Source organism: Streptomyces sp. NBC_01214 (genome assembly GCF_026340975.1).
Classification (GTDB): Bacteria; Actinomycetota; Actinomycetes; order Streptomycetales; family Streptomycetaceae; genus Streptomyces.
Genome location: NZ_JAPEOS010000003.1, coordinates 769066 through 787555 on the forward strand (window position 1 = coordinate 769066; position 18490 = coordinate 787555).

15 protein-coding genes and 2 pseudogenes are annotated in these 18490 nt (G+C 70.7%); 9 read left to right on the forward strand and 8 right to left on the reverse strand.

Annotated elements, in window-relative coordinates; translation table 11 throughout:
• Nucleotides 1-128: 128 nt before the first annotated feature.
• From OG594_RS39825 to OG594_RS39840, 4 genes are all read right to left on the reverse strand, one after another.
• Nucleotides 129-1043 carry a TauD/TfdA family dioxygenase gene (locus OG594_RS39825; protein WP_266607256.1) on the reverse strand — a complete coding sequence of 305 codons (915 nt, stop codon included), beginning with the start codon at nucleotides 1041-1043 and terminating at the stop codon, nucleotides 129-131.
• Between the two features lie 48 nt (nucleotides 1044-1091).
• Entirely contained in the window at nucleotides 1092-2066 is a 975-nt protein-coding gene (locus OG594_RS39830; RefSeq protein WP_266607257.1) for a quinone oxidoreductase, read from the reverse strand.
• 193 nt (nucleotides 2067-2259) lie between these two features.
• Nucleotides 2260-3312, reverse strand: a complete 1053-nt coding sequence (locus OG594_RS39835) for a 3-keto-5-aminohexanoate cleavage protein (protein WP_266607258.1) — start codon at nucleotides 3310-3312, stop codon at nucleotides 2260-2262.
• A gap of 323 nt (nucleotides 3313-3635) precedes the next feature.
• Nucleotides 3636-4658 carry an AraC family transcriptional regulator gene (locus OG594_RS39840; protein ID WP_266608808.1) on the reverse strand — a complete coding sequence of 341 codons (1023 nt, stop codon included), beginning with the start codon at nucleotides 4656-4658 and terminating at the stop codon, nucleotides 3636-3638.
• 404 nt (nucleotides 4659-5062) lie between these two features.
• Here OG594_RS39840 and OG594_RS39845 point away from each other — a divergent pair, with 404 nt between their 5' ends.
• Together OG594_RS39845 and OG594_RS39850 are read left to right on the forward strand one after the other, a co-directional pair.
• The gene (locus tag OG594_RS39845) at nucleotides 5063-6556 is read left to right on the forward strand and encodes a long-chain fatty acid--CoA ligase (protein WP_266607259.1); all 1494 of its coding nucleotides are present in this window, start codon (nucleotides 5063-5065) and stop codon (nucleotides 6554-6556) included.
• Nucleotides 6557-6898: 342 nt separating this feature from the next.
• Nucleotides 6899-7372, forward strand: coding sequence for an ATP-binding protein (locus tag OG594_RS39850; RefSeq protein ID WP_266607260.1), 474 nt, complete (start codon nucleotides 6899-6901; stop codon nucleotides 7370-7372).
• Between the two features lie 138 nt (nucleotides 7373-7510).
• Here the strand turns inward: OG594_RS39850 and OG594_RS39855 are convergent, their stop codons facing one another.
• Complete coding sequence (locus OG594_RS39855; RefSeq protein WP_266607261.1) at nucleotides 7511-8590, reverse strand: lytic polysaccharide monooxygenase auxiliary activity family 9 protein; 1080 nt, start codon at nucleotides 8588-8590, stop codon at nucleotides 7511-7513.
• A gap of 298 nt (nucleotides 8591-8888) precedes the next feature.
• Here OG594_RS39855 and OG594_RS39860 point away from each other — a divergent pair, with 298 nt between their 5' ends.
• On the forward strand, nucleotides 8889-9074 hold the full coding sequence (locus tag OG594_RS39860) for a hypothetical protein (RefSeq protein WP_266607262.1): 186 nt from the start codon (nucleotides 8889-8891) through the stop codon (nucleotides 9072-9074).
• A gap of 325 nt (nucleotides 9075-9399) precedes the next feature.
• Here the strand turns inward: OG594_RS39860 and OG594_RS39865 are convergent, their stop codons facing one another.
• On the reverse strand, nucleotides 9400-11454 hold the full coding sequence (locus OG594_RS39865) for a protein kinase (protein WP_266607263.1): 2055 nt from the start codon (nucleotides 11452-11454) through the stop codon (nucleotides 9400-9402).
• 248 nt (nucleotides 11455-11702) lie between these two features.
• Here OG594_RS39865 and OG594_RS39870 point away from each other — a divergent pair, with 248 nt between their 5' ends.
• From OG594_RS39870 to OG594_RS39895, 6 genes and pseudogenes are all read left to right on the forward strand, one after another.
• Nucleotides 11703-12029, forward strand: coding sequence for a hypothetical protein (locus tag OG594_RS39870; RefSeq protein WP_266607264.1), 327 nt, complete (start codon nucleotides 11703-11705; stop codon nucleotides 12027-12029).
• Between the two features lie 121 nt (nucleotides 12030-12150).
• Nucleotides 12151-12414 (forward strand): annotated as a pseudogene (locus OG594_RS39875) (sialidase); the annotation flags it as partial.
• Nucleotides 12415-12471: 57 nt separating this feature from the next.
• The gene (locus OG594_RS39880) at nucleotides 12472-12633 is read left to right on the forward strand and encodes an RCC1 domain-containing protein (RefSeq protein ID WP_266607265.1); all 162 of its coding nucleotides are present in this window, start codon (nucleotides 12472-12474) and stop codon (nucleotides 12631-12633) included.
• A gap of 15 nt (nucleotides 12634-12648) precedes the next feature.
• Nucleotides 12649-13833: a chromosome condensation regulator RCC1 gene (locus OG594_RS39885; protein WP_266607266.1), complete on the forward strand. Its 1185-nt coding sequence runs from the start codon at nucleotides 12649-12651 to the stop codon at nucleotides 13831-13833.
• A gap of 49 nt (nucleotides 13834-13882) precedes the next feature.
• Complete coding sequence (locus OG594_RS39890; protein WP_266607268.1) at nucleotides 13883-15055, forward strand: chromosome condensation regulator RCC1; 1173 nt, start codon at nucleotides 13883-13885, stop codon at nucleotides 15053-15055.
• A 305-nt stretch (nucleotides 15056-15360) separates the two neighbouring features.
• A complete protein-coding gene (locus OG594_RS39895) occupies nucleotides 15361-15930 on the forward strand; it encodes an SMI1/KNR4 family protein (RefSeq protein WP_266607269.1) in 570 nt (189 codons plus the stop codon).
• Nucleotides 15931-16096: 166 nt separating this feature from the next.
• Here OG594_RS39895 and OG594_RS39900 read toward each other — a convergent pair.
• Both OG594_RS39900 and OG594_RS39905 read right to left on the reverse strand, forming a co-directional pair.
• Nucleotides 16097-16348, reverse strand: a pseudogene (locus tag OG594_RS39900) (transposase family protein); the annotation flags it as partial.
• A 774-nt stretch (nucleotides 16349-17122) separates the two neighbouring features.
• Nucleotides 17123-18475 carry an AAA family ATPase gene (locus tag OG594_RS39905; protein ID WP_266607270.1) on the reverse strand — a complete coding sequence of 451 codons (1353 nt, stop codon included), beginning with the start codon at nucleotides 18473-18475 and terminating at the stop codon, nucleotides 17123-17125.
• Nucleotides 18476-18490: the final 15 nt, after the last annotated feature.

The window sequence follows — 18490 nt, forward strand, 5'->3', positions numbered from 1 at the left end:
ACCGGAACCGGTTCTTCCCGGGGCGGGTGCCGCAGTGGTGAGAAACCCCATTGTCATCACCTCAACTGCTCTTGGCGGAAAGGGAAAGGGCCAGGAAGGGAAAGGGCCAGGAAGGGAGAGGGTCCGGGTCAGAAAGGCCTGTCGCCGACGATTCCGGCGCGCTCCATCTTGCGGACGGCGGGCCAGTAGTCCTGGACGGCGTAGTGCTGGGTGGAGCGGTTGTCCCAGATGGCGACGCTGTTCGGCGTCCAGCGCCAGCGCACTTGGTACTCGGGGACGGCGGCCTGGCTGATCAGGTAGTTCAGCAGGAGGCCCGCGCCGGGGGCGTAGTCCGTCCCGAAGCGCACGTTCTCGGGGGTGTGGTAATTGACGAAGTGCGTGGTGAAGGCGTTGACGAAGAGGATCTGTTCGCCCGTCTCGGGGTGGGTGCGCACCACCGGGTGCTCCGCGTCGGGGAACCGTGCTGCCAGCGCGTGACGTTCCTCCTGCGGCATGGCGGCGCCGAAGGTGGCCTCGATGCTGTGCCGGGCCCGCAGTCCCCGGATCTGTGTCTTGACGTGCTCCGGCAGTCGGCGGTGGGCCTCGGCCATGTTGACCCAGATCGTGTCACCGCCCACCGGGGGCGACTCGATGCAGCGCAGCACGGCGCCCATGGGCGGGTTCTCGCGCCAGGTGGCGTCGGTGTGCAGCGCGTTCTCGTAGTGCTCGGGCGCGCTGTCCGGGTCCTTGTAGATCCGTACCAGGCCGGGGTTGTCGGGGTCGCTGCCGGCCACCGGGTGGTCCTCGAGCGGGCCGAAGCGCTCGGCGAAGGCGACGTGGTCGGCGCGCGTGATGTCCTGTTCCCGCAGGAACAGCACCTTGTACTGCAGGAGCAGGGCCTTGATCTCGGCGAACAGGTCGTCGTCGCGCACGGCGTCGCCGAGGTTCACTCCGGAGAGTTCGGCTCCGATGGTGCAGGTCAGCGGCTCGACCTTGATCGAGCCGCGGGAGTGGGCGCGCACCGACCAGGGTGCGCCTTCCGGGGTAGAGACGGTCTTTTCCATGGTGCTTCCTCCTGGAGAGGGTGGAGACGCGCGTGATGTGGCAGCGGCTCAGAGGACGAAGACGGACGATCCCGTGGTCCGCCCCGACTCCAGCTCGCGGTGTGCCCGTACGGCGTCGTCGAGCGCGTAGCGCTGGTTGATCTCGATGGCGATGCGTCCGGAAGCGACGTGGTCGAAGAGCTCTCCCGCCAGCGCCGCTCGCTCCGCAGGGTCGGCTATGTAGTCGGCGAGCGCCGGCCGGGTGACGAACAGGGAGCCGCTGACCGCCAGTTGCATGGCGTCGATGGGCGGGACCGGTCCGGACGCCGTACCGAAGCAGACCAGCAGACCGCGGCGCCGTAGCGAGGCCAGCGAGGCGGCGTAGGTGGACCTGCCGATGCTGTCGAAGGCGACCGGGACGCCGACGCCGTCCGTCAGCTCGCGTACCCGCTCGGCCACGTTCTCGCGCGGGTAGCGGATGACGTGGTCGCAGCCGTGGGCGCGGGCGAGCTCGGCCTTCTCCTCGGTGGAGACGGTGCCGATGACGGTCAGCCCGAGCAGCTTGGCCCACTGGCAGACGAGGAGGCCGACACCACCCGCCGCCGCAGTCAGCAGGATCGTTTCCCCGGCCTTCAGCGGGTGGATCCTGCGCAACAAGTAGGCGGAAGTGAGGCCGCGCATGGTCATCGAGGCGGCCGTCTCGAAGCCGATGCCGTCCGGCAGCCGGATCAAAGAGCCGGCGGGCATCACCCGTTCCGTGCTGTAGGCACCGAGCGGGCTTCCGGTGTACGTGACCCGGTCGCCCTCGGCGACATGGGTGACGCCTTCACCCACGGCCTGGACCACCCCCGCGGCCTCGACACCCAGTCCGGCGGGCAGCGGTGCGGGATACAGGCCGCTGCGGAAGTAGGTGTCGGCGAAGTTGAGTCCAACGGCTTCGTGCCGGATCCGTACCTCGCCCGGACCGGGGTCGCCGACGACGACCTCTTCCCGGCGCAGGACGTCGGGACCGCCGGTCTCCTTGAAGCGAATGGCGTGGGCCATGGGCGTGCTCCGTTGTTCGTGGGAGGTGGGGAAGGGAGGAAGGGGCCGCCGGTGCCGAGGGCCCCTTCCGGCAGCCCCGGGGCCACGACAGCCCCGTGGGCTACGACAGTCCCGTGGGTCACGGCAGCCCCGTGGGTCCATAGCCGGCGCGGCGGCACGGCGGCACGGCGGTGTGGTGGGTTCCGTGCCGCGGTCAGACGACGCGCAGCATGGGGCCGCGCTGACCGGGTCGGCGGTTCGGCACCATGCCGAGACGGGCCAGCGTCTCGTTGGCCCCGGAGTAGTACTCGCCGAGCTTGTAGATCTTCTTGGCCTCGGCGCCCGTCGCGATGTCGCGGCCGAGCGCCTCGGAGATGTGCACCATCTGCTCGATCTGCTCAAGGGTGGTCATGCGCTCGCCCTTCCGCCGCCACAGGTTGTCCTCGTTGCCCACGCGCACGTGCACACCGAGCGCGATGCCGATCGCGTTCATCGGCGCCACCGCGCGCATGGAACTCTCGATGGTGAGGACGGCGCCGTCCGGGGTGCGACGGACGAACTCGATCAGGTCTGCCGGGTGCCGGCCCGCGAAACCGCCGCCGATGGCCACGTAGTTGAGGATCAGCGGGCCGGTGTGGACGCCGGCTCGGATGAGCCGCTCCACGGTTTCGAGCTGTGCCAGCGTGGCGAGTTGGAAGTGCGGCTGGATGCCGCTCTCGCGCAGCCGCTCCAGGTGCTCCAGGTAGAAGTCGGGGCCCGCCTCGACGACCATGTCGCGGTAGGCCTTGTAGTACTCGGGCTTCGCGATCGAGGTGCCTGCCAGGTCGTCGGCGGTCATGATCTCGACGATGTTCATCTGGCTGGTGTTGATCGCGATCGTCACCTGGTCGGGCGCGGGGTCGAGATCGGCCAGCAGGTGGCGGGTGTCGTAGCTCAGCCACTTGGCCTCGCTGCCCTCGCCCTCCGGAGCGAACGAGATCGAGCCGCCGATCTGCAGGACCATGTCCGGCACGGCCTGGCGCAGCCGGCCCAGCAGCTCGTTGAACATGGACATCCGCTTGGAACCCTTGCCGTCGAGCTCACGTACGTGGATGTGGAGCACGGTGGCACCGGCGTTGTAGCAGTCCACGGCCGCCTGTACGTGCTCGTCCATCGTCAGGGGGAGGTCGTCGGCGTCGCCGGGCAGCCACTCCGGCCCGTAGGGAGCGGCCTGGATCACCAGCTTCTCCTGGTTCTCCGGGAAGAGTGAGTCGTCGTGGAAGTGCACGGTCCGTCTCCTTCGTGCGATCGGTGATCACTCGCCGGAAGCATCGCCGCGTGCGATGTGAGGGGATGTGACGTCCGGCGAGGATGGATGGGGGTCACCGGGGACAGTGGGCGCATGGCGGCCCTCGTACGATCGACCGGTCCGGAGGAAGCGTGCATAGGGGAACCCGCTCCCGTCCCGTCCGGCGGCCGACCGCGTCTCTGCGGTGGTGCCAAGGTAGGGGCGGGCAACCGTGATCGCTTGACTCTCAGGGACAGAAAATTTGTCATTTGGGGACATCGGGTGCCGTGCCGTGCCGTGCCGAGCCCGTCGGGCCCGCGGTGTCAGTCCTGGCCGGGGAGCCGGGGTCGGCTCCTGGCGCTGCGCCATGCCCGGGGGCTGCACCCGAACTGCTCGTGGAACCAGCGCGAGAAACCGCTCAGCGAGGAGAAGCCCAGCAGGTCGGAGATCTCCGTGAGCGAGCGCCGTGGGTTCGCGACGAACTGCTCCGCGAGGTGCCGGCGGGTGGCGCTCAGGAGCGAGGAGAACGTCTCGCCCGAGGAGGCCAGGTGCCGGTGGACGGTCCGCCGGTCCACGCCCAGGCTGCGGGCGACCTGCTCGATCGAGCAGCGCCCCGTCGGCAGCAGGACCTCGATCAGCTCGCGCACCCGGTCCGCGGCGGTGGTGTCCCGGGGCACGGTGATCGCCTCGAAGTACTGGTGGGCGTACGCGCGCAGGAGCGGATCCGCCATCGCGTTGGGCGCGTCGAGTTCGCCCGCGTAGAAGACGATGCCGTCGAACTCGCGGTCGAACTCCACGATGGGGCCGAAGGCACGCCGGTGCGTCGAGACGTCCGCCGGTGCCGGGCGCCTGAACCAGACGGAGAGCGGCTGCCACCGGGTGTGCAGGAAGTCGCGCAGGATCCGGTGGTAGGCGGCGACGGCCAGCTCCGTGGCCTGCCGGGTCTCCATCGCTTCGCCGAGACGCAGGTCGACCTTCAACGTGGCCAGCCCGTCCCCCTCGGACAGCCGGGTGTCCAGGACCTCGTTGTACATGTGCTGATGGCGGATCAACAGCCCCAGGGCGCTCCGCACATCGGGTTCCTCACGGACGACCAGACTGATGGGGCCGAGGTTGGAGAAGCGCCGGAACTCCGCCATGAGCAATCCGAAGTCCTCGTGACCCGTGGCGGCTGCCGACAGTTCCAACACCTGGACCGCGGCGGAGCCGGAGATCCACCGGTCCTGGACGGCGAGGGCGGCGGTGTCCAGGCCCACGCGCTTCATCAGCGGCTGAGGGTCGATACCGAGCGATCGACACAGCTCGACGTAGCCGCTGAGGGCTGCGGTGCGGACCAGGGGCCTCATGTGCACGCTCCAAGACTGTCCCGAAAAGAAAAGTCTCCTGTCACGCCAGGACAAGCACGGCGATGAGTGGGCAACCTAGCATGGCGCCGTTCACCGGCCCGGTCCGCACGGGGCGACCGCCCTGGGCCGGCGAACGCGCGAGGGCACGGAGGCGGACACGAACGGTGTGACGTGCGCGGTCGAGCCGCCGCCGACTTCGAGGACCACGATCAGCCCGGGCCCAGGCGCCATGGCCATGGCTGCGGCCATGGCTGCGGCCGTGGTTGCGGCTCCGGTCGCCCGGTCGCCCGGTCGCACGGCACCGGCATCCCCCGCGCCCGCGACGGGGTCACCACCCCTCGTGACGTGGTCCGCCCTCGGGCTGCCGCGTCGCGAGCCGAGACGAACCCAAGGAGATTGCCGACATGACCAACCTCGCCACGTTCCTCGTGGACTCCGCCGCGGCCCAGGGCGATCGCATCGCCGTCCGCCATGACGGCAGTACGCTCACCTACGCCCAGTTGGACGACGCGAGCGCCAGGGTAGCCGCCCTCCTGCGTGACCGCGGCGTCCAGCCCGGTGACCGCATCGCGCTGACCATGCCCAACGTGCCGCTGTTCCCGGTCGTCTACTACGGCATCCTGCGGGCCGGCGGCGTGGTCGTGCCGATGAATCCGCTCCTCAAAGCCCGCGAGGTGGCCTTCACCCTGCGCGACTGCGGGGCGCGGATCGTGCTGGTGTTCCCCGTGTTCGCGGACGAGGCCGTGAAGGCCGCTGCCGAGACCGGAACCGAATGCCTGGTGACCGAGCCCGCGGACTTCGACGACGTGTTGCGGGCCCACGCACCGGTGCCCGGCGTCGTCGACCGTACCGATGACGACCCGGCCCTCATCCTCTACACCTCGGGCACGACCGGGACGCCGAAGGGGGCCGAGCTGTCCCACCGGAACCTGGCCACCAACGCCGCCACCGCGGCCGAGACGCTGCTCCAGCTCGGACCCGACGACGTGCTCTTCGGCGGCCTGCCCCTCTTCCACGCCTTCGGCCAGACCTGCGCGCTGAACACGGCCGTTGCCGCCGGCGCCACGCTGACCCTGCTGCCGCGGTTCGAGCCGCAGCGCGCCCTGGAGACCATCGCCCGCGACGGGGTCACCGTGTTCCTCGGCGTGCCGACGATGTACGCGGCGCTGCTCCATGCCGAGCTCCCCGAAGGCTTCAGCGCCCGCGGACTCCGCCTGGCCGTCTCGGGCGGCGCCTCGCTTCCGGTAGAGGTGCTGCACGGCTTCGAGCGGCGCTTCGGTGTCACCGTCCTCGAAGGATACGGACTCTCCGAGACCTCACCGGTCGCCGCCTTCAACCACCCGGACCGCCCGCGCAAGGCGGGCTCGATCGGACAGCCCGTCCGCGGAGTCGAGATGAAGCTCGTCGCCGAGGGCGGCGGGGCGGTGCCCCCGGGAGAGGTCGGTGAGATCGCGATCCGCGGCGAGAACCTCATGACGGGCTACTGGAACCGCCCCGAGGCCACGGCGGAGGCGGTCCACGACGGATGGTTCCACAGCGGTGATCTGGCGCGTGTCGACGAGGACGGCTTCTACTTCATCGTCGACCGCAAGAAGGACCTGATCATCCGCGGTGGCTACAACGTGTACCCACGGGAAGTCGAGGAGGTGCTGTACGCACACCCCTCCGTCGCCGAAGCCGCCGTCGTCGGCGTGCCGCACTCGTTCCACGGGGAGGAGATCGCAGCGGTGATCGTGCTCCGTCCCGGTGCCGAGGCCACGGCCGAGGAGATCCGGGAGTACGTCAGGGATCGGGTGGCGGCGTACAAGTACCCGCGGATCGTCATCTTCACGGCCGAGCTCCCCAAGGGCCCCACCGGAAAGATCCTCAAGCGCGAGATCGTGGTCACCGGTCGGTGAAACCTCCGGATGGGCCCCCTCCCACCTCCCTGGACGACGGGGAGCCCTGCCCGAACGGGGCGGCCGAGCCCTGCGCGGCCGGCTGATCGGCGGCGGGGCGGCACGGGCGCAGCGTGCCGACAGGACACAGGCCCGCGGCGAGTTGGGCACCATGCGGCCCGAGGCGTCCGCATCCGCCGCCGCACCCGGGCTGAGCCCGTTGCCGGGGTCGAGGTGAGCGTGCCGCTCGGGGGCCGGCGAGGTTACCGATCACGAGGGCCGGCGCGCGGTCGCGCCGGGCGCGCTGCGGCGCAGGAGAAGGGCCTCGCGACGCCCGGATCCCTGGAAGCCGCTGCGGACCGGTTGCTGACGGACCTGCTCCCGGACGCCGACGACGATCCGACGACGGCACCCTGCTCCTCGTACGCACCCCCGAGACCCCTGCCACCGCGCGGACCCCTCGTCCTGGACGCCGCCGCCCCGAGCAGCGGGGCCGACGGCCGGCGTTTCCTGCGCGCCACCCTGGCGGCGTGGGGCGAGGACGACGAGCAGCTGCGTGAGACGGCCCGTTTGCTGGCCTCCGAGCCGCTCTCCAACGCGGTGCGCCCCGGCAGCGGGCCCGTACGGCTCCGGCCGCGGCGGGCCGGTCGGGAGCTGGGTGTCGAGGTCCGTGACACGAGCCCGGTGCTTCCGCAGGCCCGCTTGGCCGCCCCGGACGCGGAACCGGGCCGAGATTTGCTCCTCGTCGACTCCCTCGCCGGATCCTGGGGCACGCCACCGACACAGGAGGGCAAGGCGGTCTGGTTCTCCCTGCCGTTGCCCTCCCCGCGTCGCTGACAGCCGGTCGGCGATGACCCGGCACAGGGCTTCGGCGGGGTGGCGCGAGGGGGGCGGCCGCGGCTTCGCGAGGCCGCCCCTCCCATGGACGCTCACCCGTTCCGCTGCCCCTGACCGGGCAGGCGGATCCGGAGGACGTCAGTCGAACACCACGTCGCACACGGACAGGAAGAACTCGCCGGTGTTGCCGCCGTTCCCGCCGTCGGGGGTGTTCGGGCCGCCGTGACCGCCCCAGACATGCACGATCGCGGCCCGCCCGCTTCGGGTCGGGAGGGTGGCGAACTCCCAAGCGGTCGAGTCCTCCTCACGCGGGGCTCCCTGGACTTCGACCAGGAACGGAACGGGCTCCAGGTCCTCCCATGAGAGTCCGCTGCGGGGGTTCCACCCCTCGCGGGTGAGGAACCAGCGGTGCGACCAGGTTTCGTCGGTGTGATAGGCCATGTAGTCGTACGAGAACGTGTGGCTCGCGGCCGAGGCATCCAGCCGGGTCGTGGGCCAGTCGCCGAGATCCGCGCTGGGAACGAGGTCGAGACCGGCGAACTCCGGGTTCCCGGTGGAGGCGACGGTGCTGCCCTCGAAGAACTTTCGGTACTCCAGATAGCGCAGGGCGTGGTTCCAGGGGTAGTCGGCCAGCATCCGGTCGGCGCCCGGCAGCACCTCCTGCCAGGTGCTGCTGCTGTTCTCGGCCCGGGCCTTCGCGCAGATCGGTGACGGGTCCTCGTCCCTGATCGCGGCGGCGGCCCGGCTGCGCGGGTCGTTCATCGTGCCGTGACGCGGAGAGCGGTCGGCGCCGGACTTGGCGCCCCGGGGCTTCGGAGGGGCGGACCAGGCCACCGCGGCGGCCGCGGCGACGGTGACCTCGTTGGTGAACGGGGTGAACGAACCGTCGGCCTTGGCCCGGATCTTCACCCGGTATTCGGCGTCGGGCTCTTCACCCAGGTCCACCCAGTGGGAGTTGGACGGGGACCAGTCCCAGGCCGACCAGTGGAGGAACACCGTCTGCCGGGCCTCACCGTTGATCCACACCTCGTAGACGTGCGGGTAGGGAGCGTCACCTTCGTTCCAGTCCGCCGGCGGGGGCCAGGTTCCGTGGTCGGGCCGGTTTTCACCGATCTGCCACCGAAGGTGAATGCCGAACACCTGGTGGTGGCCGTCGGATCGGTGCCTGATGTCGGCCAGGAGCCCGGAGGGTGCCTGGGTGTTGGCGCTGCTGCTCATGAAGTCCTTCTCATCCGGATCCGAAGGAGATCAGCGGCGGTCGCGGAGCCCGGAACCGGTCCGAGCCCGTCGTACGCCGGTGCCCCGCAAGGACAGCCCCACGGCCATCCCGGCACGACGGGAGCGCACAGCCGTGCTGTCTCCTTCGAAGAAAGAGGATCTTGGCTTCTCGATCCTTGCGGGTTCCGGCACGGTCGTTCGGCCGCGCCGCACACGTGATCGTTTCTGCGGGCCGGTCCGTGACCCGGACGGCTCAACACGCCTCCTGGGCTGCGCCGCGAATGGCGCTCGCAGTGGGGTGGGGCTGAAAGCGGCCAGTCCCTCCGCGGAGCGTGCGCGACCACACCCGGGGGCCGTCCGCGAGGTCATCGGCTTCAACGCCCCGCAGGGCGCGACCACCCGCGCCATCGACGCGTACGGGATGAGAGACCTGCTCTACACCGTCGGTACCGAGCGCACCGGCGCCCTCGTCTCTCCATCCTGATGGCCGGCCGGCAGCTGAAGAGCGACCGCTCCTTCACCACCGACTACCGGCCGATGCCGGCCGCCCGGTGCGAACACCGCCGCGCCCCGGGATCGGCCTGCGCGCCGACTCCACGAAGCCTGGGCGGCAACGGCCGGCTTGCTCGGAGCGGTCAGTGCGGGTGCTTGCGCCACGGGCCCATCCACCGACCAGCGCCGGCGTGAAGATCGCAGGGTGGCACGTCCCCGCCGTGGTAAGCATGTGTCCGTCGTGAACCGCGCGTTCCGGCACGATCCGGATGGTTCCCGCCGGCCTCCGCTACCCGGTCCTCCACCGCCGACGAGAGTCAGCGCCAGGCGGGATGCCCCTCGGTGGTGGCTCCGGTGGTGAGCGGGCGCTCGCCGGTCTTGTCCGCGCGCACGGCCCAGATCACGGGCTTCTCGTACGGACCGCGGACGAAGGCCACCCAGGTGCCGTCGGCGGACCAGGCGGGGTCCATCTCATGGGCGCTGGTGGCGACCAGGTCACGATCGTCACTGCCGTCGGCGTCCACGAGGCGGATGTCGCCCTGAGTGCCCGTGCCGTATGTCCCCGCTGTGTAGGCGAAGGTGGTGCCGTCGGGTGACCACACCGGGTCGAGTGCCGGATGCGGCAGCCGGGTCACCTGCTGTGGGGCCCGGTTCGGGTCGGCGGGGTCGACCACGTGGATCTGCCAGTTCCCGGGCTCCGTCTGCAGGCAGACCGCGATGCTCTTGCCGTCCGGCGACCACGCGGGATCCTCGACCTGGCCCCCGCCCGACGTGAGCTGGCGGGCCGCGCCGTCGGCGACGCCGACCACGAACAGCTGCTGTACGCCGTCCTTCATGCGCAGCACGGCCAGCCGGCTGCCGTCCGGAGACCAGGACACCCTGCCGCTGGCGATGGAGGTGATCCGCCGAGCGTTCGAACCGTCGGCATTGGCGGTCCAGACCGCCGTGCCCTCGGAGGTGCGGCGGGTGAACGCGAACGACCTGCGGTCGGGGGACCACTGGGGGAGGGTGTCGCATGCGCCTTCGCCCCCGGCGATGAGCTGCACGGGCTTCTCCGTCGCGGCGTCCCGGCGGGCGATGACGCCGTGGCACGTCCCGGGCCAGCCCGGGGCGGTGTCCTGCCGGATCAGCAGGGGATCGGCCGGGAACGGGGCAGGGACAGGGGCAGCGGCGGATCCGGTGGGCGTGGCGGCGTCGGGCTTGGAATTGTCCTTGGTGGAGTCGGTCCAGGGCTGCCACACGTACAGGCCGACGGCTGCGAGCGACGCCACGAGCACCGCCACCACCACCGCGCGGCGCCGCCGGGGCTTCTCCGCAACCGCCTGCGGCACCTGCGCGGGGGCGGGGGCGTGCGAGAGCCGCGCTGCGGGTCCCGTCACGGTGCGCGGCTGTTCCGTACGGGGCTGTTCCGTACGGGGCTCGGCGACGACGGGCGGGACGGCGTCCGGTTCCGCGAGGTCCTGCGCGGTGTCCGGCGGGCCGTCCGGCACGATGGGACGCACCGCCGGTTCCGGGGGCGGGAGCAGCTGCGTCGCCGCGTCCGGCAGCCAGGAGCCACCGTCCCGGTGGCGGACGGTGAGGGTACCGAGGAAGGCGGCCGGTGTGGGCCGTGCCGCCGGGTCCTTGGACAGGCAGGCGCCGATGGCTGCGCGGAGTTCACCGGGCACCGCGGTCAGGTCCGGCTCCTCGTAGACCACCTTGTAGTGCCTGGCCGCGGACGGGCCGTCGCCGAAGGGGGCGCCGCCCGCCGCCTGGGTGAGCACCACCCCCAGAGCGAACATGTCGACCGCGGGGGTGAGCGCGCCACCGCCGGTGAGCTGCTCGGGTGCCAGGAATCCCGGCGTGCCGACCTGCAGGCCGGTCTGTGTCAGGGACGTACCGTCCAGGGCGCGCGCGATGCCGAAATCGATGACGCGCGGTCCGTCCTCCGCGACGATGATGTTCGCGGGCTTGAGATCGCGGTGGATGACCCCCGCTCGGTGGATCGCCTCGAGTGCCTCGGCCAGGCCGGCGGCCAGCACCGTGAGCGTGTCCAGGGGCAGCGATCCGACGCGCGCCAGTACCGCTTGCAGGGTGGGACCGGGCACGAAGGCCGTCACCAGCCAGGCCGGCTCCCCCTCCGGGTCGGCGTCGACCACCGGCGCGGTGTGGAAGCCCCCGACCCGCCGCGCCGCCGCGACCTCGTCGGCGAACCTGCGCCGGAACCCGGGCTCGGTGCTCAGCTCGGGACGTACGACCTTGACGGCGACCGCACGGCCGGACCGGGAGCGGCCCAGGTAGACCACGCCCATGCCCCCCTGGCCGAGCCGTCCCACCAGCCGGTAGCGGCCCTCGCCGAGCGAGGTGGGATCACCCGTTTCGAGCGGCTTCACATGTCCCCCGTTTCACACCTTGCGCGATGAACAGCCTCTCCCTACCTGTCGTGCCGGCCACCAGTCAAGCGAGGCCCTTGCGGAGACCCGTACGGGGTGCCCCTGACAGCCCGTCCCCCTGGTCGGCGGGCCGGCGGGCCGACCGGGCGGCGGGGCAAGCGGTCTTCAACGCGGGCGCCGTCCCACACCGTGCCGGGCAAGCGCACCATCTCGTGGTACGCGACCGGCGGCGCCCCGTGGAGCTGGACGTGGCCCACCGCAGCGCCTTCCGGACGCTCACCGGCAAGAACGTCCTCCAGGACCACGACTCCACCTCGGAGTCCCTGAAGGTGAGCGTGCACGGCGTGCAGCCGGCCATGTGGGTCGGATCGGTCGACAACGGGTTGAGCGTCACGCCCACCAAGGATTCCGTGTCGGTGAGCCGCACGGGCAACGCGCATCCGGACGTGGAGGTCGTGCAGTACCAGGAGCATCAAAAGCCGCGGTGGATCGCCCACACCAGTGGCCGTGTGGGTGGCGACTCGAACGAGTGCCCGGCAAAAAGGTGGTTCCGTGCTGCCGGCTCGCAATGGTGATCATTTCCGGTAACCCTACTGACAAGCCCGACGGCGTCGACAGACCTCACCGCCGGGCTCCCGTACGCCTCGGCCCGACGTCGTCGAGGTCGACGCGGGCTGCCACCACGCCCTCGCGCTCACCGCCGAGGACACCGTCAAGTCCTGGGGGTACAACCTCTACGGCCAGCTCGGCAACTCCAGTACCAAGTCTTCTCCGGTTCCCGTCGACGTCGACTGGGTCGAGGGCGTCTCCGACATCGAGGCCGGCGCCTTCCACAACTACGTCAAGACCAGCGACAGCCATGTCTGGGGCTGGGGCAACAACCAATACGGACAGCTCCTCGAGGGCGACGAGTCGTTCGGCGACAACGTCTCGCGGACCAATCGCACCGCACCGGTCGAGATCCCGCGCCTGGCGGGCGTCCAGCACCTGGCTGCCGGAGCCCGCCACGGCGTCGCGGTGACCGCGGACGACGTTTTCACCTGGGGCCACAACGGCGAGGGCCAGCTCGGCAACGGCACCACCGTCCCCCGCTACGAGTCGGTGAAGATCCTCAAGGAGGGCTCGGCGATCAAGAACGTGGCCGTGTCCCTGGGCGGCAACACGACGTACGCCTACTGAGGGGTGCGTCTCGCCATGACGTACCCCAGTCGACGCGCAGGTCTCGGCGTCCTGCTGGCCGTCTCCGCCCTCCTCGCCACCGCCGCCCAGGGCCCCGCGCGCACCGATAAGCCCGAGCCGTGGGTACGGGCGTGGGGCAACAACGGCGTCGGCCAGCTCGGCAACGGCGCCACGCTCGACCAGCAGACGCCGTCGGCGGTCCGCGGCCTGGCCCGCGACGACGTGCGCGAGCTGGCCGGCGGCGGCAACGCCACCACGTCCTTCGCCGTGGCCGTGCTCAACAACGGCACCGTGCAGGCCTGGGGCAACGCCTCGCGCGGGCAGCTGGGCGACGGCACCACGGCCTCCCGGTCCCACCCGGCCGCCGTCGCCGGGCTGTCCGGCGTCTCCGGAGTGGCTGCTGGGATCTTTGCCGCCTACGCCGTACGGAACGGCCGCGTCCTCGCCTGGGGCGACAACACCTACGGCCAGCTCGGCAACGGCAGCACCGCGGCGAGCACCGACCAGCCGACCAGTCGACCCGTCTCCGTCCAGAGCCTGAACAAGGTCAAGGACATCGCAGCGGGCTGCAACCACGTGGCCGCGCTCCGCGAGGACGGCTCGGTCTGGACCTGGGGACGGAACAACGAGGGGCAGCTCGGCGATGGCTCCACAATCGACCGCAACACTCCGAAGCGCGTAGCCGGCCTTCAGGACATCGTGGCCGTGGCGGCCGGCTGCACCCACATGCTCGCCTTGACGGCCGACGGCACGGTGAAGGCATGGGGCCGGGGCGCCAACGGCCAGCTCGGCAACGGCTCCACGACAGCCAGCCCCGTACCCGTGAACGTCCAGCACCTGGAGGACATCGTGGGCATCGTCGCAGTCAGCCACCACAGCTTCGCGGTTCGCGATGACGGCACCGTACGGGGGTGGGGCTGGAACAGTGCCGGCCAAGTGGGCGACGGCACCACAACGAGCCGCACGACGCCGGTCCCGCTCCCCGGCCTGACCGGTGTGAAGGCGATGGCCGGCGGCTGGACCCACTCCCTCGCCGTCCTCGATGACCAGTCCGTCGTCGCCTGGGGCGACAACGCCAACGGTCAGCTCGGCGACGCGAGCACCACAGCCTCCCTCACCCCCGTCACGGCGCTGCCCGCGGGCAGCGGCACGACCCGAGTCGCTGCGTCCCTCGGATGGAACTCCAGCTACGCCTACTGAACCCTGGCGCACACACCGCGCCCCCGCACCGAACCCGAAAGGCACGCAGATGACCCCACCTCTGCGCCGTACGCTGCTCACCACCCTCACCCTCACCGCACTCACCGCTGCCACCCCCTGCCTGTCCGCCCAGGCCGCAGCCACCGACCCCTGGGTCCGCGCCTGGGGTGACAACGCCCTGGGACAACTGGGCAACGGCAGCGTTCTCGCCCAACAGACCCCCGCCGCCGTACTCGGCCTCTCCCGCGACGACGTACGCGAACTCGCCGCGGGAGGCGGCGACAAGAACCCCTTCGTCATCGCCCTCCTCCGGGACGGCACGGTCAAGAGCTGGGGCGCGAACCTCACCGGCCAGCTCGGCAACGGCACCATCGTCAACCAGTCGTTCCCCGCGACGGTCACCAAACTCTCCGGCGTCAGCGAGATCGCTGCGGGCGCCAACCACGCCCTCGCCGTGAAGGGCGGCCGCGTCCTGGCCTGGGGCGACAACGCCAAGAAGCAACTCGGCACGGGCCTGGACGCCACCACCCCGTACAAGACGCCGGTCGACGTCCAGAGCCTGGACAAGGTCAGGGACGTCGGCGCGGGCTGCGACTTCAGCGTGGCCCTGCGCCAGGACGGCACCGTCTGGACCTGGGGCGCGGGGGCCAACGGCCGCCTCGGCACGGGCAATGCGACCGACCGGGCCACACCGCAGCAGGTCCCGGACCTCGCCGACGTCGAATCCATCTCGGTCGGCTGCGACCACGTCCTCGCCCTCACCGCCGACGGCACCGTGAAGGCGTGGGGCAAGAACGCCGAGGGTCAGCTCGGCAACGACAGCACGGCCGACAGCAACAAGCCCGTCGACGTCGCCTATCTCAACACCGTGGCCAAGGTCTTCGCCACCTCGGCCTCCGGATTCGCCGTCCTCGACGACGGCAGTGCGGTCGGCTGGGGCAAGAACACCGAAGGCCAGCTCAGTGACGGTACGAAGGCCAACCGCACCACCCCGGTCCCCCTCGACCACCTCAAGGGCGTCCAGGACGTCAACGGCGGCGTGGACTTCACCCTCGCCGCCCTCGACAACGGCTCGGTGATCGGCTGGGGCGCCAACGCCCTCGGCCAGCTCGGCGACGGCACCACGACTGCTCCCGCGTCGACGACCACCGCCCTGCCGCCGGGCAGCCAGATCACCCGCGTCGCGGCGACCCTCACCGGCAAGTCCGGCTTCGCGTACTGACCCGCTCCGCCTCCGTAAGACAAGCCTGTGCGTGACGCCGGACACGGCCGTCACGCACGGGCCCCGAACCGAACCGGACGCGGCGGGCTGTCAGGTGAAGGTTTTGATGGGGAGGCTGGGGTCCGAGAAGAGCGCCCTGCGGGGGCGCGGGGGCGCCTCGGGGCTCTTCGTGCGCAATGACATCGGCCTGGGTGACCAGTTCCGGCGGAACCGCCTCATGCTGCGTGAGCAGGTCGACAACGGAGGGGCTGCGGTGGGTGGATCCGCTCAGGGGCGTGTCACACCGGTCTGACAGGCTGCTGCCCATGACGGATGATCCCATCGAGACACAGACGCCGAAGCGCCGCATCACGGATCCGGCAGAGGCCCTTCTCGCGCTTGAGCGCGCCATCCCGGGCTTGGTCGACCACCGTCGATCGGCGCCGGCTCCGCTCGACTGGGCCTTGGTCGAGGAGAACTTGGGCACCGCATTGCCGTCCGACTACAAGTACCTCGCCGAGTGGTACCCGACGTTCGCCATCGGCGACTACATTCTCGTGGGCCTGCCCGAACCGGGCGACGAACCCCGCGTACACCGTGGCTTTCAGAGCACGCTGGACGTACTCGTCGATGCTTGGTTGGAACCCGATCTCGGCCTGTTGGCCTATCCCGCACCGGGCGGCCTCCTGCCGTGGTCGGAGTCGGACGAGAGCGACAAGTTCATGTGGAGCACTGCTGGAGGGACCCCGCAGGAGTGGTTCGTTACCGTGGCCGGTCGAGGTGGAGCCTGGTGGCACTATGCGGGCGGGGCGGTGCAGTTCCTGGCGGAACTCTGCGACGGCACACTGGAACCCTGGGGCCTACGCATTTTCGACCCGGAGGTGACTCCCTGCTGAGCTACCGGCCGGGAACGTCATCAGCGGGTCAGACGGCGGTGGCCGATACGGGCTGGCAATGCCGGCGGAGGCGAGAAAGCGTTCCGGCTCGGGTTCGTAGCGATGGTGTAGGGAGCGGCACCAGCTGGCCAGGACACGGTCCTCCCAGCGCCCCGTCGACGGCGGCCACGATCCGGCCCGCGGTCGACTTCGAGATCCCGAACGAGGGAGCCCGCTGCCGAGAGGGCAGGTTCGTCCGCCAGTGCGCGGCAACCAGCAACACCCGCTCTTCCAGCGGCAGACTCCACGGACGGCCCCTGCAAACAAGGGGCGGGTCTCCGCGCCGCAGCAGGGTGATCGGTTTCCCGAACTGCTTCGGACCCGGCCCGGAGTGCGGCGCCATCCATGACGGCTCCGACGCCGTGATCACAGCCCCCACATGAAGATCATCTCAGTCGTGGGCCGGGGCGCCCCTGCCGATCGGGGTCAGTAGAGCCAGCGGTCCAGGAGCCGTGGCCACAGAACCCCTTGCAGCTACTGAAGGCCGCCGGGTCGCTCTCCTTCAGCTCCTCGGCCAGCCGGTTCAGCTCGGCGAAAGCCCGCTCTTCCTCCTCTTCGGAGAGGCACTCCTCGGGGCCGTCCGGCCCGCTGAGAAGCTCCGAGGCCGTGACGCGACTGCCCTAACAGTGAAGGACGTCGAGCCACGCGCCGACACCCGAGTGGGCGAACCATGCCTCCCGTCCGGCACGACGCGGTAGACCACCCCGGACTTCGACTCGACGGCGAACGATGACCGCTCGGCCTGATCATCGGGGCCCGCCCGCTCGGTGGGACGGTAGAGCGGGCCCCGGGACGACGTGAGCAGGACCGGATCAGCCTCGCTCTGCACGACGACCCGTTCCATGCGGCGCGGAGCTACCGCAACGCCCACCGCGACAAGCTGCGCCTTCATACAGCCCGGGAGCCGCCAGCCGGGCACAACCTTCCGTCCGGCGCGCGTGACACGCCCCAGACCGGCCCGCTCGGTCAGCTGGTCGTGGGTCGCCGTTGAAGGGTCCTCCTCCGTCGGTCGTGCCCTTGACCCTATCGAGCGGGTCTCAGGTCAAGGCACGGCCGCACTTGCGGGACGCCGTTGCGCCAGCGGTGGTGACGGAGACGGACGCGTTCGCGGGTGCCGATGACGCGGAAGCCCGTGGCCGCTGCCCCCACGGGGCTATTCCGGGCGGGGGTCGGGCTCGGCAGGTCCCTTCACGAGCCTCGTGGGCTGTGCGTCACCCTTGCGTTCCCACCACAGGCCCGCGGCGTCGCGGAAGTGGACCGTGAGGGCCTTCCCCGTCGCTGCGCTCGGGAAGAACCCTTCGTGCTCCTCCCAGACCATCTTCCCGAGCGCCACCGTGAACGTCTCGCCGGGTGCGAGGTCGGCGCGGACCGTGTCCGCGTCCTCGGCCCACAGCGATCCGCGGATCGGGTCTCCTCTGTGCACGGCCGTGGCCCGGATGACGCGCACCTCGGTGAGGACCCGGTGGCTGGAGTTCGTGACGACGGCCTCGGTCTCGCGCAGCTCGGATCCGACCTGGAGCGCCTGGGCAGCCGCGCGGTCGTAGTCGGCGACCTCGTGCCGAAAGTACGCCCGGATCGACTCGCAGAACGCCCGCAGTTCAGGCGTCGGCTTCGAGTGCCACGCTTCCTCGAAGACCTTCCGGGCCCACCCCGACTTCTTCCCGTTTGGAACCTGACGCACCCACGACTCCAGCTCACCGCACGGCGCGATGAACAGGCCCAGGTCAGCGGCCGTGTCCAGGACCCGTTGTGCGGCGACGTGCTCATCACCCTGGAGGCCGCTGAGCCCGGTCCTCTTGAGCACATCCCAGCCGGAGGACCCCTTCACCAGCTTGTTCAGCTTCTCGACCATGCCTTCCACTTTCACATCGGCCCGCAGTCCTTCGACGATCCCGCCGAGGCGCTGGAATGCGATGCGGAGCCCGCCGTACTCCCGGAGGACGTCAGTGGCCAGGACCTGCGCCCTCGGTGTCCCCGACGACCGGTCCGGACGAACGATCGACAACGGCCTGCGCTGCTGTGCTTCAAGAACACCGGCCAGGAAGTCGGCACTGTGCGTGGCGACGAACAGCTGAGCCTGCCCCTCCATGCCCGCGAGCAACTGGCCGAGCAGACGGGCCTGGGGCGGGTGCAGGAAGGCCTCCGGCTCATCGGTGATCACGACAGGCGTCGGCCGCACCATGGCATGGAGCAAGACCTGAACGAAACTCCGGAACCCGTCTCCCTGAGCCGATACCAGCGGCAGGTCCCGATACGCCGAGATGACCTCGTGCGCTGCCCCGGGAAGGACGTCGGGGATGTCCGGCCGGCCAACCCGGAGCTTGATCGTTTCGCCGTAGCGGTCGGTCCACGCAAACGCCCTGCCCGGATCAGCCGCGTGATCGGCTACGGCAGGGCGTCGGCAGCAGATCGCGGACGGTGCGTACGCGGGGCGGCCTACCGACCCGCCGTCGCGGACGGAGTCGTGGAGTCTCCCGCTCGCCCGGCAGCGCCGCGTCCGGCGCATTCCCGCGGACCGCGC